This window comes from Kocuria sp. BT304, assembly GCF_003290245.1.
Lineage (GTDB): Bacteria > Actinomycetota > Actinomycetes > Actinomycetales > Micrococcaceae > Kocuria > Kocuria rhizophila_A.
Window position 1 is genome coordinate 1,610,493 of record NZ_CP030039.1, and the last position, 20,400, is coordinate 1,630,892.

Annotated in this window: 17 protein-coding genes; 2 read left to right on the forward strand and 15 right to left on the reverse strand. The window is 71.9% G+C overall.

Annotation, left to right across the window (positions count from 1 at the left end; genetic code table 11):
- Window positions 1-133 precede the first annotated feature (133 nt).
- Together DNL27_RS07155 and DNL27_RS07160 are read left to right on the forward strand one after the other, a co-directional pair.
- Window positions 134-1,189, forward strand: coding sequence for an alpha/beta fold hydrolase (locus DNL27_RS07155; RefSeq protein ID WP_012398386.1), 1,056 nt, complete (start codon window positions 134-136; stop codon window positions 1,187-1,189).
- Window positions 1,186-2,289, forward strand: a complete 1,104-nt coding sequence (locus DNL27_RS07160) for a glycosyltransferase family 1 protein (RefSeq protein ID WP_112235129.1) — start codon at window positions 1,186-1,188, stop codon at window positions 2,287-2,289. The genes DNL27_RS07155 and DNL27_RS07160 overlap by 4 nt, the downstream gene beginning before the upstream one ends.
- 462 nt (window positions 2,290-2,751) lie before the next feature.
- Here the strand turns inward: DNL27_RS07160 and DNL27_RS07165 are convergent, their stop codons facing one another.
- From DNL27_RS07165 to DNL27_RS07235, 15 genes are all read right to left on the reverse strand, one after another.
- On the reverse strand, window positions 2,752-3,489 hold the full coding sequence (locus tag DNL27_RS07165) for an ABC transporter permease (RefSeq protein WP_229566321.1): 738 nt from the start codon (window positions 3,487-3,489) through the stop codon (window positions 2,752-2,754).
- 140 nt (window positions 3,490-3,629) lie between these two features.
- The gene (locus DNL27_RS07170; RefSeq protein WP_112235131.1) at window positions 3,630-4,808 is read right to left on the reverse strand and encodes an ABC transporter substrate-binding protein; all 1,179 of its coding nucleotides are present in this window, start codon (window positions 4,806-4,808) and stop codon (window positions 3,630-3,632) included.
- A complete protein-coding gene (locus DNL27_RS07175) occupies window positions 4,805-5,596 on the reverse strand; it encodes an ABC transporter ATP-binding protein (RefSeq protein WP_239494276.1) in 792 nt (263 codons plus the stop codon). The genes DNL27_RS07170 and DNL27_RS07175 overlap by 4 nt, the downstream gene beginning before the upstream one ends.
- Complete coding sequence (locus DNL27_RS07180; RefSeq protein ID WP_012398391.1) at window positions 5,572-6,657, reverse strand: acyl-CoA dehydrogenase family protein; 1,086 nt, start codon at window positions 6,655-6,657, stop codon at window positions 5,572-5,574. The genes DNL27_RS07175 and DNL27_RS07180 overlap by 25 nt, the downstream gene beginning before the upstream one ends.
- An 87-nt stretch (window positions 6,658-6,744) precedes the next feature.
- Window positions 6,745-7,284, reverse strand: a complete 540-nt coding sequence (locus tag DNL27_RS07185) for a DUF4242 domain-containing protein (protein WP_012398392.1) — start codon at window positions 7,282-7,284, stop codon at window positions 6,745-6,747.
- Window positions 7,285-7,537: 253 nt separating this feature from the next.
- Entirely contained in the window at window positions 7,538-9,943 is a 2,406-nt protein-coding gene (locus DNL27_RS07190) for a primosomal protein N' (protein ID WP_112235132.1), read from the reverse strand.
- Window positions 9,940-11,145, reverse strand: coding sequence for a methionine adenosyltransferase (metK, locus tag DNL27_RS07195; RefSeq protein ID WP_112235133.1), 1,206 nt, complete (start codon window positions 11,143-11,145; stop codon window positions 9,940-9,942). Before metK ends, DNL27_RS07190 begins: the two co-directional genes overlap by 4 nt.
- 9 nt (window positions 11,146-11,154) lie before the next feature.
- The gene (locus tag DNL27_RS07200; RefSeq protein ID WP_112235134.1) at window positions 11,155-12,573 is read right to left on the reverse strand and encodes a phosphopantothenate--cysteine ligase family flavoprotein; all 1,419 of its coding nucleotides are present in this window, start codon (window positions 12,571-12,573) and stop codon (window positions 11,155-11,157) included.
- Window positions 12,570-13,040: a DNA-directed RNA polymerase subunit omega gene (gene rpoZ, locus DNL27_RS07205; RefSeq protein WP_239494278.1), complete on the reverse strand. Its 471-nt coding sequence runs from the start codon at window positions 13,038-13,040 to the stop codon at window positions 12,570-12,572. The genes DNL27_RS07200 and rpoZ overlap by 4 nt, the downstream gene beginning before the upstream one ends.
- A 73-nt stretch (window positions 13,041-13,113) precedes the next feature.
- Window positions 13,114-13,689, reverse strand: a complete 576-nt coding sequence (gene gmk / locus DNL27_RS07210) for a guanylate kinase (RefSeq protein WP_041297367.1) — start codon at window positions 13,687-13,689, stop codon at window positions 13,114-13,116.
- A gap of 86 nt (window positions 13,690-13,775) precedes the next feature.
- Window positions 13,776-14,090: an integration host factor, actinobacterial type gene (gene mihF, locus DNL27_RS07215; protein ID WP_012398398.1), complete on the reverse strand. Its 315-nt coding sequence runs from the start codon at window positions 14,088-14,090 to the stop codon at window positions 13,776-13,778.
- Window positions 14,091-14,259: 169 nt separating this feature from the next.
- Window positions 14,260-15,171 carry an orotidine-5'-phosphate decarboxylase gene (gene pyrF, locus DNL27_RS07220; protein WP_239494480.1) on the reverse strand — a complete coding sequence of 304 codons (912 nt, stop codon included), beginning with the start codon at window positions 15,169-15,171 and terminating at the stop codon, window positions 14,260-14,262.
- 136 nt (window positions 15,172-15,307) lie between these two features.
- A complete protein-coding gene (carB, locus tag DNL27_RS07225; RefSeq protein WP_112235136.1) occupies window positions 15,308-18,628 on the reverse strand; it encodes a carbamoyl-phosphate synthase large subunit in 3,321 nt (1,106 codons plus the stop codon).
- Window positions 18,628-19,812 (reverse strand): glutamine-hydrolyzing carbamoyl-phosphate synthase small subunit, encoded by a 1,185-nt coding sequence (gene carA, locus DNL27_RS07230; protein WP_112235137.1) that lies wholly within the window; start codon window positions 19,810-19,812, stop codon window positions 18,628-18,630. Before carA ends, carB begins: the two co-directional genes overlap by 1 nt.
- A gap of 65 nt (window positions 19,813-19,877) precedes the next feature.
- Window positions 19,878-20,372: a hypothetical protein gene (locus DNL27_RS07235; RefSeq protein WP_041297368.1), complete on the reverse strand. Its 495-nt coding sequence runs from the start codon at window positions 20,370-20,372 to the stop codon at window positions 19,878-19,880.
- Between the last annotated feature and the right edge of the window lie 28 nt (window positions 20,373-20,400).

A 20,400-nucleotide genomic window follows, 5' to 3' on the forward strand; every position in this document is an offset into this window, starting at 1 on the left:
TCCGGGGCGGCAGCGCGGTCCCCCGCGTGGATGTGTGGGGATCCCTGCCAGTTTAGACCAGCGGCCGTCACCGCCCGCGTGCAGGGGGCCCGGCTACCATGGGGGCGCCCGATGACGCACGGATGGAGGCCCGGTGGACAACCCCTACGCAGAACGCCGCAGCGTGGTACTGGACGGGTACCGCGTGCGGTACTGGTTCTACGACGCGGACAAGCAGCGCAAGCCCCTGCTGGTGATGCTCCACGGCTTCCGCGGTGACCACCACGGGCTGCAGTTGATCGCCACCGCCCTGCGGGAGAAGTACCACGTGGTGGTCCCGGACCTGCCCGGCTTCGGCCGCTCCGAACCGTTCCCGGAGCGGGAGCACTCGGTGGACGAGTACGTGCGTTTCACCCGGGACTTCATCACCGCTCTCACGGACGGCGCCGTGACCCCGGACTCCGGCACGGGGGTGGTGCTCGCGGGGCACTCCTTCGGCTCCATCCTGGCCGCGCACTTCGCCGCCGAGCACCCCTCGATGGTCGAGCGCCTGGTGCTCATCAACCCGATCTCCCAGCCCGCACTGAGCGGGTCGCAGAAGTCCCTGACCAAGCTCACCCGGCTGTACTACGGCGCGGGTGCCACCATGCCCCGCCGGCTGGGCACCCGGCTGCTGTCCTCGAACGCCGTGGTGAAGCTCATGACGGACGTGATGATCAAGTCCGACGACCCCGAGATCAAGCACTACGCGCTGCGCCAGCACCAGGCGTACTTCAACACGTTCGCCAACCGGGACGTGCTCACCCAGGCCTACGACGCCTCGATCTCCCGCACCGTGGCCGAGGTGGCCATGAAGCTCACCATGCCCACCCTGCTGATCGTGGGCGAGCTGGACGACCTCGGCTCCGTGGACTCCCAGCGCACCATGGCCTCCTGGATCCGCAGCCACAGCCTGCAGATCATCCCCGGGGTGGGGCACCTGATCCACTACGAGGCGCCGCAGACCGCCGCGCGGATGATCGAGGACTTCCTGGAGTCCCCCGCTCCCGAGCCGCTGGAGGGCTACGACCAGCTGCCCCACGCGGACACCACCGTGTCCACCCCGGACCAGCTCACCGGGATGCTGCCGGCCGTGGACCCCGACGCGAGCGCCGCGCAGTTCCGCCGGGAGACCCGGGCGCGCGGACTGTCCGGGGAGTCCGAGCGGTGAAGCTGCTCTTCGACGCCCGCTACATCCGCACCGACCACCACGACGGCATCAGCCGCTACAGCACCGAGCTGCTCGCCGCCACCGCACGCGCGGCGCGGCAGGATCCGCGGGTGCGGCTGTGCGCGCTGGTCAGCGACCCTGCCCAGCGGGCGTTCGTGCCCGAGGACGTCGCCACGGTCACGGGACCCCCGGTCACCTCCCCCGCCGAGGTCCTCACGGCGCTCGCGGCCAACCGCTTCGACCCGGACGTGGTGTTCTCCCCCATGCAGACCATGGGCTCCCTGGGGCGCCGGTACCGGCTGATCCTCACACTGCACGACCTGATCTACTACGAGCACCCCCAGCCCCCGGGCGACCTGCCGTTGCCGGTGCAGTGGGGCTGGCGCGCCTACCACAGGGCCTGGTGGCCGCAGCGGCTCACCCTCAACCGCGCGGACGCCGTGGCCACGGTCTCCGAGACCTCCCGGCAGCAGATCCTGGCCCACCGCCTCACGAAGCGCCACGTGCGCGTGGTGGCCAACGCGGCGCCGTGGGCGGGAATCCCCGAGGACAAGGCACTCGCGCGGCTTCCGCAGCGCGGCACGGACCTCGTGTACATGGGCTCGTTCCTGCCGTACAAGAACGTGGAGACCCTGCTGCGGGCCATGGCGCACCTGCCCGGCCACACCCTGCACCTGCTCTCGCGCATCTCCCCCGCGCGCCGCGCCGAGCTGCAGGCCCTCGTCCCGGCCGGGGCCCGCGTGGTCTTCCACGGCGGAGTGGGCGAGGCCGAGTACCGCGAGCTGCTGTCCACGTGCGCCGCCCTCGTCACCGCGTCCCGCGCGGAGGGCTACGGATTGCCGCTCGTGGAGGCCTTCGCCGAGGGGGCGCCCGTGGTCTGCTCCGAGCTGCCGATCTTCCGCGAGGTCGCCGGGGACGCCGCGGGCTACGCCCCGGTGGACGACGACGCCGCGTTCGCCGCCCGGGTGCGCGAACTCACGAACCCTGCCGTGGCCCACGAGCGCGTGCTCGCGGGGTTGGAGCGGATCTGCGAGCACTCCTGGGAGGACTCCGCGCGGGACCTGCTGGACCTGGCGTGGGAGCTGCACCAACGCACCTGAGCTGGGCTGTGAACACCCGCGGCGTGGGCCGGGGCACGAGAACCGGGTCCTGTTTTCTGTCTACTACCCCGGGTGACCGTGGTGGTCCGGGCCGTCGAAGGGCCGGCCATGGTGAGGTGGCTCACCGGCCCCGGCACCGGGTGGGTGCGCCGCCCGACCCTGTGAAGTGGTCGCTGCTTCTTCTCGCCCGCGTGCTGGTTTCGCTGGCGTGCTAGATGCTGCAGATGTACCAGCGGTACTACCTGGGGCTCACTTCCGAGTGGCTGCGGACCGTCTTATTCCCCGGCAGGCCCCTGCACCTCGGCGATGGGTACCACCTCTCCGCGCCACAGCGCGGGGTCCCGTCCGGGGTGACGCGACGCGGTGCTCCGCTCCCCGGTACTCGGCCCTGGGGGACTCAGCCCTGCACGTGTGAGCAGACAGCGCTCCGAGTGGTGACCGGGGGCGACGTCGTCGGCCCCCTCAGGTGCGCACCACCCGTTCCCGCAGCAGCCACTGGGCCAGGGCGTCCAGCGCGATGCCGAGCAGCCCGATGACGAGGATCACCACGAGCATCTCGTCGTAGGCCAGACGGTCCCGCGCGTTGAGGATCTCGTAGCCCAGCCCGGTGCTGACCCCCAGCATTTCCGCGGGCACCAGCACGACCCACGAGATGCCCAGCGCTAGGCGCACCCCGGTCATGACGTAAGGACGGATGCTCGGAAACACCACCGTGAGCAGCCGCTCGAACGGCGTCGCGCCCAGGGTACGTGCCACGCGGAGGTGGGCCGGGTCCAGCGCGGCGACTCCCGCCGCGGTGTTCAGGGTGATCGGCCACACGGCGGCGGCGGCCACGAGGAAGACCACCGGCGCGCTGCCCACTCCGAACAGGGCCACGGCCACCGGTGCCCACGACAGCGGCGAGACCATCCGCAGGAACTGCACCACGGGCGCGCTCGCCCACCGCACCCGTTGCCAGGAACCGATCACCAGTCCCAGCGGTACGCCGATCGCCGTCGCCAGCAACAGACCGCCGAGCAGGCGCCACAGACTCGTGACCGCGTCCTGGACCACAACTCCGCGTTCCAGGAGCGAACCAACGGCACCCGGCAGCTGCTCGGGGCGGAAGGCCGCGATCATCGTGGACCCGCCGGCGGCCGCGTGGGTGAACGCCCACCACGCCGCCACGGTCACGAGGACGCCGAACGTGCCCCAGGCCACGGCCGCACCTCGTCCGGCGCCCCCGCCCGCCCGTCCCCGGGGCGGGGACGGCGAACTCGCCCGGTCACTGTGCGCACCCGCCGACGGCGCGGCGGCGAGATCCGTGCCGGTGCTCTCGGGCGTGCCGCGGGATGTAGGACTCATGCCTGGATCTCCTCGGTGCGTGTGGTGCCGTGCATCCCGAACGCACCCCAGCCGCCTGCCCTTGCGATGCTGCGGGTCACCAGTGCGTCGTCCACCAGCTCGCGGTGCGCGGCGGCAGGATCGAGCCCGGTGAGGAACCCGGCGGGGGCATCCACCACCGTGTCCTGCATCGCGCGCACCAGCTCCTGCGTGAAGCTCGGGTACGGGTAGGGCCGGAAGTCCAGGGACTCGCCGTGCCAGTCAGGGTGGTGCAGGGCGTCGGCATGCGCGGCCGCGGTGTAGGTCAGGGCCCGTTGGATCACGGGCTTCGGTTGCGGGAGGTAGCCGGAGGCCAGCACCGCCGCGGTCTCGGGGCGGTTCGTCCGCGCCCACGCCTGGGCCCGGACCAGCGCGTCCATGAAACCCGCCGCCTGCTCGGGACGATCTCTCAGCAGCTCCCCGCGCAGCATGGTCACGCAGCAGGCGTGGTCCCGCCACACGTCCCCCAGGAACCGGTGGATCGTGCCCACGTGCTTCGCCTCTGCGGCCGCGTTGAACGGGTCCGCGACCACGTACCCGCCGATCACCCCGTTGTTCAGTGCGGGCAGCATGTCCGAGGGAGCCATGGGGACCAGCGCCACGGTCCGGGCGCTCGCGGACGGGCTCTCACGCATCACGGGTGTCAGCCCCTCGGCGCGCAGCATCTTCTGCACCACCACGTTGTGGATGGACCACCAGGCGGGGATCGCCACGGTGCGGCCGGCAAGCCCCGCCAGGTCCGTGATCTCCGGGTGCACAGTGAGCGAGGAGCCGTTCGTGTGGTTCCACGCCGTGATCCGCACGTCCGCCTGCAGCTCGTAGCGCATGTACAGGGCCATGGGCATGAGCATGTGGATGGCCTCCACCTTGCCCGCCACGAAGGCCTCGGACAGCGAGGACCAGCTGCGGAACAGGACGGGCCGCGCGACGGCCACCCCGGCGTCGTCGTAGTAGCCGTTGGCGTGGGCCACCAGCAGGGGCGCGGCATCAGTGATCGGCAGGTACCCGATGCGCACGGGCCGTGAGCCGCCGTCACCACCGCTGCCGATGCGGGTTCCCGTGTAGAGGGAACCGGCGCCCCACGCCGCACCCGTCAGTGCCACCGCCGCGGTCCCGGCGCGCAGGACGGCCCGCCGTGTGGTGAGAGAGCCGCTCATATCTCCCAGGTTCCCGCTTCGTCGTCCGTGCCGCGGTACGTCGCGAGAATCTGTCGGGCCGTGGTGCCGTCCTGGGACGGAACCCACTGCCGCCGAAAACCGCGCGGGCCGGCGAAGAAGCCGATGCGGTCCCCCAGCGCCATGGCTTCGGCGACGTCGTGCGTGACCAGGAAGACCGTCAGTCCGAGGTCAGTGGTCAGCTGCCGCAGCCACTGCTGCAGGTCCTCGCGGGTGGCGGGGTCCAGCGCGCTGAAGGGTTCGTCGAGCAGCAGCACGTCCGGGCGCACGGCGAGCGCCCTGCCCACGGAGACCCGCTGGGCCTGGCCGCCGGAGAGCTCCTGCACGGGGGTGTGGGCGAGGTGGGAGAGGCCGAGGATCTCGAGCAGCTCGCCCACGTGCTCGTCGTCGAAGCGGTCGCGATTGCGGCGGTACCTGCCGCCGAGGGCGACGTTGCGCCGCACGGACAGCCATGGGAACAGCGCCGGGGACTGGAACACGACGGCCAGGCGGGCATCCGGGTCTCCGAACTCGATGGTGCCCTCGTCGAGGGTTTCGAGGCCGGCGATGGCGCGCAGCAGGGTGGACTTGCCGGAGCCACTGGGTCCGAGCACGGCGAGAGTCTCGCCCCGGTGCAAGGTGAGGTCCACGCCGTCGAGGGCGGGCCGCCCAGCGCCCGGATAGGTCTTGCGCACACCGCGCACGCACAGTGCGGCACCGGTCGAGCCTGCGGCTCCCGTGGTGCCGTCGTGCCCCTGCGCGGGGATCACCCGAGCCTGCGCAGTTCCCACCGCAGGTGACCCTCCGTGGGTGACTGGACCGGCAGGAACGCGGCTTCCCGGGCGCGGCGGGCGGTGGGCGAGGTCAGAGCGTAGCCGCGGCCCCCGACGATCTTCGACTCCAGCCGGGTGGCTCCACCCGTGAGCAGCGCGGCGTCGAGGCGCAGCTGCAGCAACTCACGAGGGGCGGCGGCGCGGGGCTCGCGTGCCAGGCGCACGAGGTCTGTGCGCAGGCGCTGCTGCTCCGCCACGGCGTCGTCCAGGTCCTCGCGGAACATCTCGCCGACGCCGCCCAGGTTCTCCCGCGCGCTCGTCAGCGCCGCCGCGGAGAGACCGAGGCAGAACGAGGTCTGCAGCAGCAGGAACGGTCCGCGGACCGTGGCCAGGAACCCGGGGACGTCCTCGGTGAGGACGTCCTGCTCCGCGTCGATCTCCACGCCCTCCAGGCGCAGGATGCCGGACGCCGTGGCGTTGAGCGCCATGAGGTTCTCCAGCGGCCGCACGCTGACCCCGCGGGCCGCCACGCGGGTGCGGACGATCGCGGGGCGTCCGTCCTCCCGGACGACCGGCAGGATCACGACGGCGTCCGGGTACAGGTTCGAGGCCCACGGCACGGTGCCGTCGAGCACCAGGTGGTCCCCCCGGCGGGTGAGCGTCACGGGGATCTCACCGATGCCCGCCGCGGCCTTGAACGCCGGTGCCATGGCGGAGCACAGCGGCACGTCACCGGTGCGCAGCTCAGACGCGACGGGCGCCCCCACCGCGTCGAGGTACTCGAGGCCAGAGCGGTGGCCCCACAGTGAGAACGCCGTGGCCGTGCACTCGGACGCGAGGTCGAAGACGACGGCTGCCTGTCCACGCAGGTCCCCGCCCCCGAGACCCAGGTCCAGCAGGCCCCGCTGCCCGAGCTCGCGCAGGGTCTCGAACGGGGTGGTGTCCGCCTCGTCGGTGGCCCTGGCACGCTCGGCCGCGCGTGCCCGGACCAGGCCGTGTTCCGGGTAGTCGGTCAGTGGGGCCAGGAGTTCCTGGTCGGAGGCAGTCTCGAGGGTTGCCGAAGCACTGGGCTGGGACATGGGTTCCGTTCTGACGGGGCGTGCGCCGGGTGCCGCGGCCCGTGGTGGGCTGCGGCACCCGGTGGTGGTGATGGGTGGGCGCGGGACTCAGACCTCGAGCTTGAACATCCGGTCGAAGGGGGTGTCCACGGCCGCGCGGGCGCGCGCCACGGCGTCCTCGTCCGGTGCGTTGTAGAAGCACAGGCACTTGGCGGTGTCCTCGCGGACGTAGGTGCGCAGGAACGACACCTCGGGAACCTCGGCGTACTTGGGCGAGTTCGCCTTCTTGCGGGTGAGGTACTGCTCCATGGTGATTTCGGCGGGGATGTCCCACTCCACGAGGTAGTCGGTCTGGCCACGAAGCTTCTTGATGTCATCGAGCTCCGCGCCCACCAGGCGCACCTCGTCCGGGCCGGTGACCTCGGTGACGGAATCCCCCAGCGCCGTGCGCACGGTCTGCGCAAGACCCTCGGGCGTGTCCTGCTGCGTCTCCACGATGACGAACACGCGAGCGTGGTCCGCCGTCACCTGGGACTCGATGAGTTCGGCAGAGGCCTGCGTGACAGCGCTCGACGTCGCGTCGATGATCGAGCGCACGGCCTCCTTCTCGGCCACGGCGGGAACAATTTCAATGAGCTGCAGCGACATGCGGATCCTTTCGGGAACGGGTCTGCGGTGATGACTCGGGCGCACGCCGGGACTCTCTGCCCCGGTGCGCGGTGCCACCCCGCGTGAACGTGCCCTCCAACGTAGGACTGCCACGTCCACCCCGTGCACGAGGATTAACAGTTCGACACATTTGACTGAGCAGGTCAGCCAGTCCTGGTGCACGCGTGCGGTCCGGGCCCCGCCTCGCGATCCGCGGCACGTCAGGGTTCGTCGACGACGGCTGTGACGCGCCCTACAGCAGGTCGGCGACGTCGCAGCGCACCGTGACGGGTGCGTGTTCGCGCAGCGCCGAAGCGCGCGCCTTCTCCGCCCGCAGGGCACTGGTGACCCGCGGGGCGATCCCGAAGCCGAAGAACAGCAGCGCACGGTAGGGCCGGTTCCCGCCGCGCTCCGAGGAGCGGGCGGCGTCGGCACCGTCCAGAGTGGCGGCGTCGTTGGTGACGGCCTCTACAAGGTCGGCGCCATTGCCGGGAGTCTGCTCCACCGGTGCGGGGCCAACCACACGAACGCGCTCGGGCAAGGCGAGGTCCCGCAGGGTGGCGTCCACGGCATCCCGCGGGCCGGTCAGCGCCGCTGTCCGCACAGCCGGTGGCAGACCCAGCTCGTGGCGCTCCCGCAGCTCTCGCTCTGCGTGCCCAGCCGGGTCCCAGCGCACGAGCGCCGAGACGGCACGGTCCTGGTCCGCCGTGACCACCACGGTGCCCCCGTCGGAGGACGCCCGCACCAGGGCGGCGGCGTTGAACCACCGGCGCAGGGTCTGCTCCTCCGCACGCAGCCACGGCCGGGCAAGCATCCGGTTGCCGTCCAGCAGCAGCGCGGCGGCGTAGCCGCCGTCCGCGACGGGCTCCGCTCCCGGCGTCGCCACCACGAGCGCCGGGGCGGACCCCACCCGGGGCCGCACGGTGCGGTCGCTCGACGAGATCACGGGCACCTGCGGGAACGAACGGCCCAGCTCCTCCGCGGTCCGGGACGCCCCCACGGTGCTCAATCGCACCCGGGTGAACCCACACTCCACGCACCGCCAGTCATGGGCGTGGCGCCCGCACCACGTGCACACCGGCACGGCGTGGGCGGAATCCAGCGCGAGGGGCCCGTCGCATGCCTGGCAGCGCGCGGGCGTACGGCACCGCTGGCAGGCGAGCACGGGAGCATAGCCCTTGCGCGCCACCTGCACGAGCACGGGCCCGGACTTCAGGGCCTCGCGTGCCACCCGGAACGCCTCGTGCGGCAACCGGGCGCGCGCCGCGAGCGGGTCGAGGGCGGTGTTGTAGGAATCGGAGGTCGCTTCGATGCGCGGGGAGAACCGGCGCAGGTCCGCGCGATCTGGTGCCACGCGCGCCGCCCACCCCGTGGCCACGAGCCGCAGCGCCTCGGGACTCACCGCGTACCCCGTGAACAGCGCGGCCAGACCCTGCTGCTGGGTGCGCAGCAACAACACGTCCCGCGTGTGCTGGTAGGGGGCGCGCTGCTCCACGAAGTTCACGTCCCCGTCGTCATGACAACACACAAGCGCGAGGTCCTGCACCGGCGCATACGCGGCCGAGCGCGTGCCCACAGCCAGGCGCTTCTTCCCGAGCGCGAGCTCGAGGAACCCCCGGTAGCGGGGCGTGGGTCCGTCGTCGGCGTGCAGGCGGACGACGGCGTCCTCCCCCACCAGCTCGCACAGCGCCCGTTCGAGCCGCTCCAGTGCCTTGTGGTCCGCGACCACGCCCACAGCCCCACGGCCAGCGGCGTACGCGGTGGCCATGGCGCTCGCGGTCAGCCCTGCCCAGTCGTGGTCCTCGGCCGAGGGCAGTACCTCCAGGACCGCGCGCGCCGGCTCACCGCGCCCCACGGACGCCACGAACTCCGGCCCGCCCGCGTAGTGCTGCCAGCCGGTCGTCACGGGTTCCCCGGTGGACGACCACGCGTGTTCGAGCTCGGGGGCCGCGGTCGGGTCCGCATCGGCGGCGCCGTCGGAAGCGGGGCCCGCTGATATGCCGACCGGCACCACGGCGTCGTCGTCCGCATTCACGACGCCCGTCTCGGAGGTCTCGGCGGCTTTGGGAGCGGCGAACTCCTTGTCCACCCGCGCGACCCGCGGGGCGATCGCGACCCGCAGGACGTCCGCGACCGTGCCCGCGCAGCGTTCGGCCACGGCCTGCGCGAGCTCGACGATCTCGGGGCGGGCCACCGGCAGCGGCGTGAGCACACGGCGGATGGGCAGCAATCGGTCCTCGGGGACGTCCGTGTGGGCCACGCGATCCACGACCCACCCGGACATCTTCCGGCCCGCGAAAACCACCGAGACCTTGGACCCCACGACCGCCTGGTCATTGAGGGCAGCGGTCACGCGGTAGTCGAAGACCCGGTCCAGGTGCGGGACGTAGGCCTCGAGCAGGACCTTGGCCACGGGGTCGTGCGCCGCGCGGCCCTCGGAGCCCAGGGCCTTTCGGGGCGAAGTACGCGGCTGCGGCGGGGGTGCAGCCTCGGGCAGACCCGCGAGCGCGAGCTGCTCACCAGACGTGTCCCGCTCGGGGGTGTCCCGGTCCGCGGGGACGGAACCCGCAGTCGCGGAGTCCGGGCGCGCGGTGCCCGCCGACTCCAGCTTGGGAGACCCCGGCGTGGCGGGCTCCGTCCCAGCGGGGTCGGGGCTCACAGCCCCGCGGCGGAACGCAGCTCCTGCACCCGGTCGGTGCGCTCCCACGTGAAGTCGGGGTCGTTGCGGCCGAAGTGCCCGTGGGCCGCGGTCTTGGCGTAGATGGGGCGCTTGAGGTCCAGGTCCTCGATGATGGCGAGCGGGCGGAGGTCGAAGACCTCGGTGATCGCGTTCTCGATGCGCACCGGGTCCACGGTCTCGGTGCCGAAGGTCTCCACGTACAGACCCACCGGGTGGGCCTGGCCGATCGCGTACGCCACCTGGACCTCCGCGCGGCGCGCGAGCCCGGCCGCGACCACGTTCTTGGCCACCCAGCGCATCGCGTACGCCGCGGAGCGGTCCACCTTGGAGGGGTCCTTGCCCGAGAACGCGCCACCGCCGTGTCGGGCCATGCCGCCGTAGGTGTCCACGATGATCTTGCGCCCGGTGAGCCCGGCGTCCCCCACGGGCCCGCCGCGCACGAAGTTGCCCGCCGGGTTCACGATGATCCGCGTGCCGGAGAGGTCCAGCCCGGAGTCCTCCAGCACGGGGGTGATAACGCTCGCGGTGATGTCCCTCGTGAGCTGGTCGAGGTCGTAGTTCTCCGCGTGCTGGGAGGAGACCACCACGGTGTCCACGGAGACCGGGGTCTGGCCGTCGTAGCCCAAGGTCACCTGGGTCTTGCCGTCCGGGCGCAGCTCGGGCAGCACGGCGGTCTTGCGCACGCGCGTGAGCTGCTCGGAGAGCCGGTGCGCGAGCAGGATCGGGGCGGGCATCAGGGCGTCGGTCTCGTCCGAGGCGTAGCCGAACATGATGCCCTGGTCCCCGGCGCCCTGTGCGTCCCGCGGGTCCTTGGCGATCCCGGTGCGCTCCTCGAGCGAGTTGAAGACGCCGTCGTAGATCTCGTTGGACTGCTCCCCCACGCTGATGGACACGCCGCAGAACTCGCCGTCGAAACCGTGCACGGAGGAGTTGTAGCCGATGTCCAGCAGGGTCTTGCGCACGATGTGCGGGATCTCCACGTAGGCGTCCGTCTTGACCTCGCCGGCCACGTGAACGAGGCCCGTGGTGACCATGGTCTCCACGGCCACGGAGGACTGGGGGTCCTCGCTGAGCAGCGCGTCCAGAATGGAGTCCGAGATCTGGTCGCAGATCTTGTCCGGGTGGCCCTCGGTCACGGACTCGGACGTGAAGATTCTCAGGTGCTCAGTCGATGCGCTCACGCCACCACATTACCCGGCGTCGCCGACACCCAGTTCGCGCGCGATGCGCTGCACGACCGCCCGCGCGACCTCGTCCTTGCTGCCCCGCACGGAGGTCTCCTCCCCGCCGCGGGCGGAGAGCACGAGCACCTCGGTGTCGTCCCGGCCGAAGACCTTGTCGGTGCCCACCTCGTTGACCACGAGCAGGTCGCAGCCCTTGCGGGCCAGCTTGGCGCGACCGAACTCAAGCACCGAGTGCTCGGCGTCCCCGGTCTCCGCCGCGAAGCCCACCACGAGCTGGTCCGGGCCGCGCTCGTCCCGTCGCGCGACCACTGCGCGCAGGATGTCCGGGTTGCGCACCAGCCGGATCACGGGGTCCGTGCCGTCCTCGGACTTCTTCATCTTGTGCTCGCCCACGGTGTCCGGGCGGAAGTCCGCCACGGCGGCTGCCATGACCACGACGTCGCTCTCGGCCGCTGCCGTGAGCGTCGCCTCCTCGAGCTCGCGCGCGGAGGACACCCGGGTGATCCGCAGGTCCTCCGGCAGGGGGGTCTCCACGTGGGCCGCGATCAGGTGGACGTCCGCGCCGGCCTCGCGGGCCGCGCGGGCCAGCGCCACGCCCTGCTTGCCCGAGGAGCGGTTGCCCAGGAAGCGCACGGGGTCCAGGGCCTCGCGGGTGCCGCCGGCCGTGACCAGCACGCGCCGCCCGGCCAGGGCACCGGAGCGCGGGGCGTCGCCGCCCGTGGCAGGGGCCCCGGCGGCGTCGTGCGCGGGAGCGACGGAACCCGCGGACCCGGCCGCGGCGGAGTCCGTGGGGGTCCCGGCGGACGACGAGGCCGCACCGGACGGTCCCGTCCCGGAGGCACGGGCCGCGCGCTCGGCAAGGGCCAGGGCGGCGTCGACGATCTGCTGCGGCTCGGGCAGCCGGCCGGGGCCGCTGTCTGTTCCGGTGAGACGGCCCGTGGCGGGCTCCATGACCGTGTGGCCGTGCTCCCGCAGCAGGGCCACGTTGCGCTGCGTGGCGGGGTTGTGCCACATCTCGGTGTGCATGGCCGGGGCGAGCAGCACCGGGGCCGAGGTGGCGAGCACCGTGGTGCTCAGCAGGTCGTCCGCGTGGCCGTGGGCGAGGCGCGCCATCAGGTCCGCGGTGGCGGGGGCGATCACCACGAGGTCCGCGGCCTGGCCCTGGGCCACGTGGTTGACGGTGTCCACGCGGTCGAACACGGACTCCGAGACGTGCTCCCCCGTGAGCGCCTCCCACGTGGGGGCGCCCACGAACTCGAGCGCCGCCCGGGTGGGCATGGGCACCACGTGGTGGCCCGCCTCGGACAGCAGCCGCGAGACCAGCGCGGCCTTGTATGCGGCGATGCCCCCGCCCACGCCCAGCACCACGCGCAGGGGCGCGGGCCGGACGGGAGCGGGGGCGTGGCCGGAGTGCGGCTGCGTCACTGATCGGAGGACTCGGAGGGGGCCTCGGTGGTCTCCTCGACGGTCTCCGTGGTCTCGACGGTCTCCTCGGCGGCCGGCAGCTGGGCGCCGTCGGAGAACATGGCCGTGGAGTCCTGCTCCTCGCCCTGGGCGAAGAAGTCGCCCGTGAACATCTCGGTGGCGGTGGGCTCGTCGCTGACCATTTGGCCGTTGGGGGTGAACCCGGCGTCCGCGACGTGGTCCGCCTCGATCAGGCCCTCGTCGATCTCGCGGAACGCGATGGACAGGGGCTTCTCGTTGAGCTTGGTGTCCACCAGCGGTCCCACGTACTCGAACAGGCCCTCGTGCAACTGCGAGTAGTACGCGTTGATCTGGCGGGCCCGGCGGGCGCCGAAGATCACGAGTCCGTACTTGGAATCCGTCTTGTCGAGCAGCCGATCGACGGGCGGGTTGACGATGCCTTCGTTGTTCGTGCTCACGTGTGTCATGACTCCTGTGGTGGACGTGGATGTCGGTGGCGTGCGGGTGCCGCGCGGTGTTCGGCGTCAGGTGGCGGAGCGCTCAGCGCCCCTGCTCACCCGGCAGTCCCATGAGTGCCACGAGTTCGGCGGCGGCGCGTTCCACGGTGTCGTTGACCACCGTGTGGTCGAACTCCGATTGCGCCGCGAGTTCCAGTTTAGCCGTTTCCAGCCGGCGCTGCTGCTGCTCGGGGGTCTCGGTGCCCCGGCCGACCAGCCGGTGCACCATCTCGTCCCAGCTCGGCGGGGCCAGGAACACGAACTGCGCCTCGGGCATGGCCTGGCGGATGCTACGTGCACCCTGCAGGTCGATCTCCAGCAGCACGCTGCGCCCGGCGGCCAGCGCCTCCTCGACCTTGTGGCGCGGCGTGCCGTAGCGGCTGAGGTTGTGCACCACGGCCCACTCGAGCAGGTCGTGCTCGTCGATCATGCGGTCGAACTCTTCGTCGCTGACGAAGAAGTAGTGCACCCCGTCCACCTCACCGGGTCGGGGGGCCCGCGTGGTCGCGGAGACCGAGAGCCACACCTCGGGATAGTGGTCCCGCACGTAGGTGGAGACCGTGCCCTTGCCCACCGCCGTGGGTCCGGCCAGAACGGTCACGGTGGGAGTCGGGGACACGGGAACCTCCAGGGGTGCTACGGCGACGGTCGGGCGGAACTCGACCGTCACTGTACCAACTGGTGCGTGCACCGCACGCGGGCCGCTCAGCGGTCCAGGTAGTCCACGAGCGCTCGGCGCTGGTGCTGTCCCAGTCCACGGACCCGCCGGGTGGGGGCGATGCCGATCTGCTCCATGATCGCCGCGGAGCGGACCTTGCCGATCCCGGGCGTGGACTCGAGCAGCTCGGTGACCTTCAGGCGGCTGACGGCCTCGTCGTCCTCGCTGCGGCGCAGCACCTCCGCGACACTCACGGAGCCGTCCCGCAGCCCCTTCTTGATCTGGGCCCGGGCGGTCCTGGCCGCCGTGGCCTTCTCCCGCGCGAGTGCGCGCTCGTCATCCGTCAATGGCCGCAGTGCCATGCCCAGCTCTCCTCCTCGTAGCCCTACGGCCCACCCGGTGGCCCGGTTGGGGGCAGGCGCACGGGAGCCGTCCTTCCCGAAAGTACCCGACGGCTTTGCGTCCGTACATACGAGAAAGGCCCCCCGGCACGCCGCTGGTCGCGGGCTCCGGGGGGCGTTCTCGGGGTGCTCAGCGGATGGCCAACGCCGTGGCGAGGGCCTCCGACGAGCGGTCCACGGCCTCGCGCAGGGCGCGCACGTCCGGGCCGTGGGACAGCACGTCCCGTGAGGAGTTGGCGAGAACCATGGGCCTGACCTGGGAGAACACGCGTGCCACCGCGGCGGCGTCGGCGCCCTGGGCCCCGAAGCCCGGGGAAAGAATCGGCCCGCCGAGCCCGCCCAGGTCGATCTCCAGCCGCTCCAGGGCGGGGCCCACGGTGGCTCCGATCACCGCTCCGCACGAGCCCATCCCGCCGGTTTCGGGGGACGTCACGATTTGGTCACGATCCCCCGTGTGACGCGCTCCGCCGGGGTTCCCGGCCGTGGGGGACGACGCCGCCGCGCCCGCTCCCCCGCCCGAGTGCCGGTTCTCCCGCGCCACCGCGGCGAGCACCCTGGCCGCGACAGACCCGGTGCCGCCCACGTGCTGCACGCTCGCACCCTCCGGGTTGGAGGTCAGCGCGAGCACGAACGTCCCGCGCCCGGTCTGCCGCGCGAGGTCCAGCGCGGGGCGCAGCGACTCGAAGCCCAGGTACGGGCTCAGCGTCACGGCGTCGGCCGCGAGGGGCGACCCGTCGCTGAGCCAGGCCGAGGCGTAGGCCGCCATGGTGGAGCCGATGTCACCGCGCTTGGCGTCCGCGATGCTGAGCACTCCCGCGGCGGCGGACTCGGCGAGCACGCGTTCCAGCACGGCGAGGCCCGCCGAGCCGTAGGCCTCGAACAGCGCCACCTGCGGCTTCAGCGCCGCGGCGTGGCCGGCCGCAGCCTCCACGACCCGCAGGGAGAAGGACTCCAGCCCCTGCGCGGTGCGCGGCAGCCCCCAGGCGTCGAGCAGCCCCGGGTGGGGGTCGATGCCCACGCACAGCGGGCCCCGCTCGGCCATCGCGCGCTGCAGCCTCGCCCCGAAGGGCTCACGCCCGGAACCGGCGGCCGGGCCCCCGCGGTGCGCCGGCGGCGTCGTCGGCTCCGACCCGGCGGCGTCGAGGGGGGTCCCGGCGCTGTGGCGCCCGCGGGGGGACTCAGTCACGGGAGGCCTCCTGGGCGGCGCGCTCACGCAGGGTCTGCTCGTGCTCCTGCAGGGAGGTCACGTCCCACGAGTACTGCCGCTGCGCGGTGATGGCCTGCAGCGCGGCCCCGAGCTCCGAGACCGTGGTCATGGTGGGCACGCCCACGGAGGTCGCGGCGGCGCGGATCTGGTACCCGTCCCCGCGCGCGGCCTGACCGCCGGAGGGCGTGTTGAAGATCAGGTCGATCCTCCCGTCCGTGATCAGGTCCGCGACCGTGGGCTCCTCGCCCTCGGCGTCCGCGATCTTGGCCACCACCGTGGACTCGATGCCGTTGCGCCGCAGCACCTCGGCGGTGCCGCCCGTGGAGACGATCTCGAAGCCCAGGTCCGCGAACATCTTGACCGGGATCACCGCGGAGCGCTTGTCCTTGTTGGCCACGGAGACGAACAGGGAGCCCGAGGTGGGCAGCGGCCCGCCCGCCGCGGCCTGCGCCTTGGCGAACGCCGTGTCGAAGTACTTGTCCACGCCCATGACCTCGCCCGTGGAGCGCATCTCGGGACCGAGCAGCGAGTCCACCACGGTGCCCTCGGGGGTGCGGAACCGGGCGAACGGCAGCACGACCTCCTTGACCGCGGTGGGGGTGCCCTCCGGCAGGGTGGTGCCGTCGTGGTCCGCGGGCAGCACGCCCTCGGCGCGCAGCTGCGCCACGGTGCGGCCCGTGCCGATCAGCGCGGCGGCCTTGGCCATCTGCACGCCCGTGGCCTTGGAGACGAACGGCACGGTGCGCGAGGCGCGCGGGTTGGCCTCGATCACGTACAGCACGTCCGACGCGAGCGCGAACTGCAGGTTGATCAGACCCTTCACGCCCACGCCGCGGGCAATCGCCTCCGTGGCCTCCCGCACGCGGGTGACGACGTCCGGGGCCAGGGTGATGGGCGGCAGCACGCACGCCGAGTCGCCGGAGTGGATCCCCGCCTCCTCGATGTGCTCCATGATCCCGCCCACGTAGCAGTCACGGCCGTCGAACAGCGCGTCCACGTCGATCTCGATGGCGTCCTCGAGGAACTTGTCGATCAGCGCCGGACGGCTGGGGCTGACCTCCGTGGCGTTGTCCAGGTAGGTCTTCAGGGATGCCTCGTCGTAGACGATCTCCATGCCGCGCCCACCCAGCACGTACGAGGGGCGCACGAGCACGGGGTAGCCGATCTCGTGGGCGATCCGGCTGGCCTCCTCGAAGTCGTGCGCCGTGCCGTTCTTGGGCTGGCGCAGCCCGGCCTCCGTGAGCACGCGCGCGAACTCGCCGCGGTCCTCCGCGAGGTCGATGGCCTCGGGGCTCGTGCCCAGGATCGGCACCCCCGCCGCCTTGAGGTCCGCCGCGAGCTTGAGTGGGGTCTGCCCGCCCAGCTGCACGAACACGCCCAGCAGCCCGCCGGTGCGGCGTTCGGTCTCCACGACCTCCATGACGTCCTCGAACGTGAGCGGCTCGAAGTACAGCCGCGTGGAGATGTCGTAGTCGGTGGACACGGTCTCGGGGTTGCAGTTGACCATCACGGTCTCGTACCCGGCATCGCGCAGCACCATGGAGGCGTGCACGCAGGAGTAGTCGAACTCGATGCCCTGCCCGATCCGGTTGGGCCCGGAGCCCAGGATCATCACGGAGGGCTTCTCGTGCGGGGCCACCTCCGTCTCGCGGTCGTAGGACGAGTAGTGGTAGGGGGTGAACGCCTCGAACTCCGCGGCGCACGTGTCCACGGTCTTGTAGACCGGGCGGATGTCCAGTGCGTGGCGGATCCCGCGCACCACTGACTCGTCCAAGTGCACGAGCTCGCCGATCTGGGCGTCCGAGAAGCCGTGGCGTTTGGCCTCCCGCAGGGTCTCCGGGTGCAGGTCCGGGTCCTCTCGGATCAGGTCCGCGGTCTCGTTGAGCAGCTGGATCTGGTCCAGGAACCAGGGGTCGATGGAGGTGGCCCCGAAGACCTGCTCCACCGTGGCGCCAGCCAGCAGGGCGCGCTGCACGTTGCGCAGCCGCTCGGTGGTGGTCTCCTCGGTCTTGGAGACGAGCCGGGCCACCGTGTTGGGCCCGGGCTCCACGGCCGGGCGGGCGAAGCTGAAGGACGAGCCCTTCTGCTCGAGAGAGCGCATGGCCTTCTGCAGGGCCTCGGTGAAGTTGCGCCCGATCGCCATGGCCTCCCCCACCGACTTCATGGTGGTGGTCAGCGTGGGGTCCGCGGCCGGGAACTTCTCGAACGCGAAGCGCGGGACCTTGACCACCACGTAGTCCAGTGTGGGCTCGAAGCTCGCCGGGGTCTTGCGGGTGATGTCGTTGGGGATCTCGTCCAGCGTGTAGCCCAGCGAGAGCTTGGTGGCGATCTTGGCGATCGGGAAGCCCGTGGCCTTGGACGCGAGCGCCGAGGAGCGGGAGACGCGCGGGTTCATCTCGATCACCACGATGCGCCCGGTGTCCGGCTCCACCGCGAACTGGATGTTGCACCCGCCGGTGTCCACGCCCACCTCGCGGATCACGGCGATCGCGATGTCGCGCATGCGCTGGTACTCGCGGTCGGTCAGGGTCAGCGCGGGGGCCACGGTCACGGAGTCGCCGGTGTGCACACCCACGGGGTCCACGTTCTCGATCGAGCACACGACCACCACGTTGTCCTTGGCGTCGCGCATCATCTCGAGCTCGTACTCCTTCCACCCCAGGATGGACTCCTCCAGGAGCACCTCCGAGGTGGGCGAGTACTGGATGCCGGCGCCGGCGATGCGGTGCAGGTCCGTCTCGTTGTACGCGAGCCCGGATCCGAGCCCGCCCATGGTGAAGGACGGGCGGACCACCATGGGGTAGCCCAGCTGCTCCGCGGCGGCGAGCGCCTCGTCCATGGAGTGCACGATCACGGAGCGCGCGGACTCGGCGCCGCAGCGCTCGACGACGCCCTTGAAGGCCTCGCGGTCCTCACCGAGGTTGATGGCGGCGACGTCCGCGCCGATCAGCTCGACGTCGTACTTCTCGAGCGCTCCGTTGGCGTCCAGGGCGAGCGCGGTGTTCAGCGCGGTCTGCCCGCCCAGGGTGGGCAGCACGGCGTCGGGGCGCTCCTTGGCGATGATCTTCTCGACCGTCTCCGGGGTGATGGGCTCCACGTAGGTGGCGTCCGCGAACTCGGGGTCGGTCATGATGGTGGCCGGGTTGGAGTTCACCAGGATGACGCGCAGCCCCTCGTCCTTGAGGACGCGCAGGGCCTGGGTGCCGGAGTAGTCGAACTCGGCGGCCTGCCCGATCACGATGGGCCCGGATCCGATCACCAGGACGCTGTTGAGGTCTTGCCTGCGGGGCATCAGTTGTCTCCTGCTTCCGTGCCGGAGCCCTGCGGGGCCCGGTCCATCATGTCCACAAAACGGTCGAAGAGGTACGCGGAGTCGTGGGGTCCCGCGGCGGCCTCGGGGTGGTACTGCACGGAGAACGCGGGGACGTCCTCGCAGCGCAGGCCCTCCACCACGTTGTCGTTGAGGCCCACGTGGGACACCGTGACGCGCCCGTAGCGCGCCTCGGGCGCGGTGACGGTCTCCCCCACGGGGGCGTCCACCGCGAAGCCGTGGTTATGGGAGGTGATCTCCACGGTGCCTGTGGCGAGATCCTTGACGGGCTGGTTGATCCCGCGGTGGCCGAAGGTCAGCTTGTAGGTGCCGAAGCCAAGGGCGCGACCCAGCAGCTGGTTGCCGAAGCAGATCCCGAAGAAGGGGATGCGGGCGTCCAGCACCTCGCGCAGCAGGGCCACCTGCTCGTCCGCGGTGGCGGGGTCCCCGGGGCCGTTGGAGAAGAACACGCCGTCCGGGTCCAGCTCCCGGACCCGCGCGAACGTGGTGTCCGCGGGCACCACGTTCACGCGCACGCCGCGCTCGGCCAGCCGCTGCGGGGTCATGGACTTGATGCCCAGGTCCACGGCCACCACGGTGTGCTTCACGGGTGCGTCCCAGCCGTGCTCGGCGGGCTCCACCGTGTAGGTCTCGTCCGTGCTGACCTGCTCGGCGAGCGCCCGCCCGGCCATCGCGGGCTGCTCCGAGACCAGGCGCACGAGCTCGGGGACGGGCCGTGCGGCGTCGTCGCCGGAGAAGATCCCCGCGCGCATCGCACCCTTGTCCCGCAGGTGGCGGGTGAGGGCGCGGGTGTCCACGCCCTGGATGCCGGTGACGCCCTGGGCGTCGAGCTCCTCGTCGAGGGTGCGCTCGCTGCGCCAGTTGGAGGGCCGGCGCGCGGGGTCCCGCACCACGAAGCCGTTGACCCAGATCCTCCGGGACTCCATGTCCTCGGTGTTCACCCCGGTGTTGCCGATGTGCGGGGCGGTCTGGACCACGATCTGGCCCGCGTAGGAGGGGTCGGTGAGGGTCTCCTGGTAGCCGGTCATCCCGGTGGCGAAGACGGCCTCCCCGAGGGCGGTGCCGGGGGCTCCCCAGGCGCGGCCGTCGAAGACCGTGCCGTCCTCGAGGACCAGGACGGCCGGTCGGATCCGTGGTGAGTTCATCGCGAACTCCTTTCGTTGAGCAGGTGTCGTTAAGCGTGCGGGGCGGCGGGCCCGGCACGGGGGTCTCACGCGGTCAGCAGGGCCGACGCCGCGTCCTCCAGTTCGTGGGATCCCTCGCCCGAGCGGGCGCGGAAGCCGGTGTCCACGCGGGTGTCCCCGAGGTCCCAGGTGAGCACCACGAGCCCGTCGCGCTCCACGAACTTGCCCACCATCCCGGAGGCGGTGGACACGGCGCGAAGGTCACGGCGCGGGATGAACACGTCCGGGGCGCCCTGGCGGTTGATGAACACCCCGTCCGGGGCCACCACGGCCTCGGCGTTGGTGCGCACCCCCAGCCCGTGGCGCGCGATGCGCTCGAGCGGCTGGTCGGTGTAGGTGGTGACCACGTACATCCCGTCCACGCGGGTGCTCGCGCGGCTCATGATGTCCTGTGGTGCGGGGGTCAGCTCGGAGACCCCCGCCTGGCGTCGCACGCGGCCCCGCCAGCCCCACCAGAGCAGGGCGAAGAGCACCACCACGAGCGCGGCGGTGAGCAGGGTGGGCACGAGCTTGTCCGACATGGGGGACACGACCTTTCGGGAGGGCTGC

Coding starts and splice junctions, on each gene's coding strand:
- rpoZ (WP_239494278.1), bottom strand. CDS start 13,040: ATGACACACGTGAGCACGAACAACGAAGGCATCGTCAACCCGCCCGTC.
- DNL27_RS07180 (WP_012398391.1), bottom strand. CDS start 6,657: ATGTCCCAGCCCAGTGCTTCGGCAACCCTCGAGACTGCCTCCGACCAG.
- DNL27_RS07170 (WP_112235131.1), bottom strand. CDS start 4,808: ATGAGCGGCTCTCTCACCACACGGCGGGCCGTCCTGCGCGCCGGGACC.
- DNL27_RS07235 (WP_041297368.1), bottom strand. CDS start 20,372: ATGTCGGACAAGCTCGTGCCCACCCTGCTCACCGCCGCGCTCGTGGTG.
- carA (WP_112235137.1), bottom strand. CDS start 19,812: ATGAACTCACCACGGATCCGACCGGCCGTCCTGGTCCTCGAGGACGGC.
- carB (WP_112235136.1), bottom strand. CDS start 18,628: ATGCCCCGCAGGCAAGACCTCAACAGCGTCCTGGTGATCGGATCCGGG.
- DNL27_RS07185 (WP_012398392.1), bottom strand. CDS start 7,284: ATGTCGCTGCAGCTCATTGAAATTGTTCCCGCCGTGGCCGAGAAGGAG.
- pyrF (WP_239494480.1), bottom strand. CDS start 15,171: ATGGCCGAGCGGGGCCCGCTGTGCGTGGGCATCGACCCCCACCCGGGG.
- mihF (WP_012398398.1), bottom strand. CDS start 14,090: ATGGCACTGCGGCCATTGACGGATGACGAGCGCGCACTCGCGCGGGAG.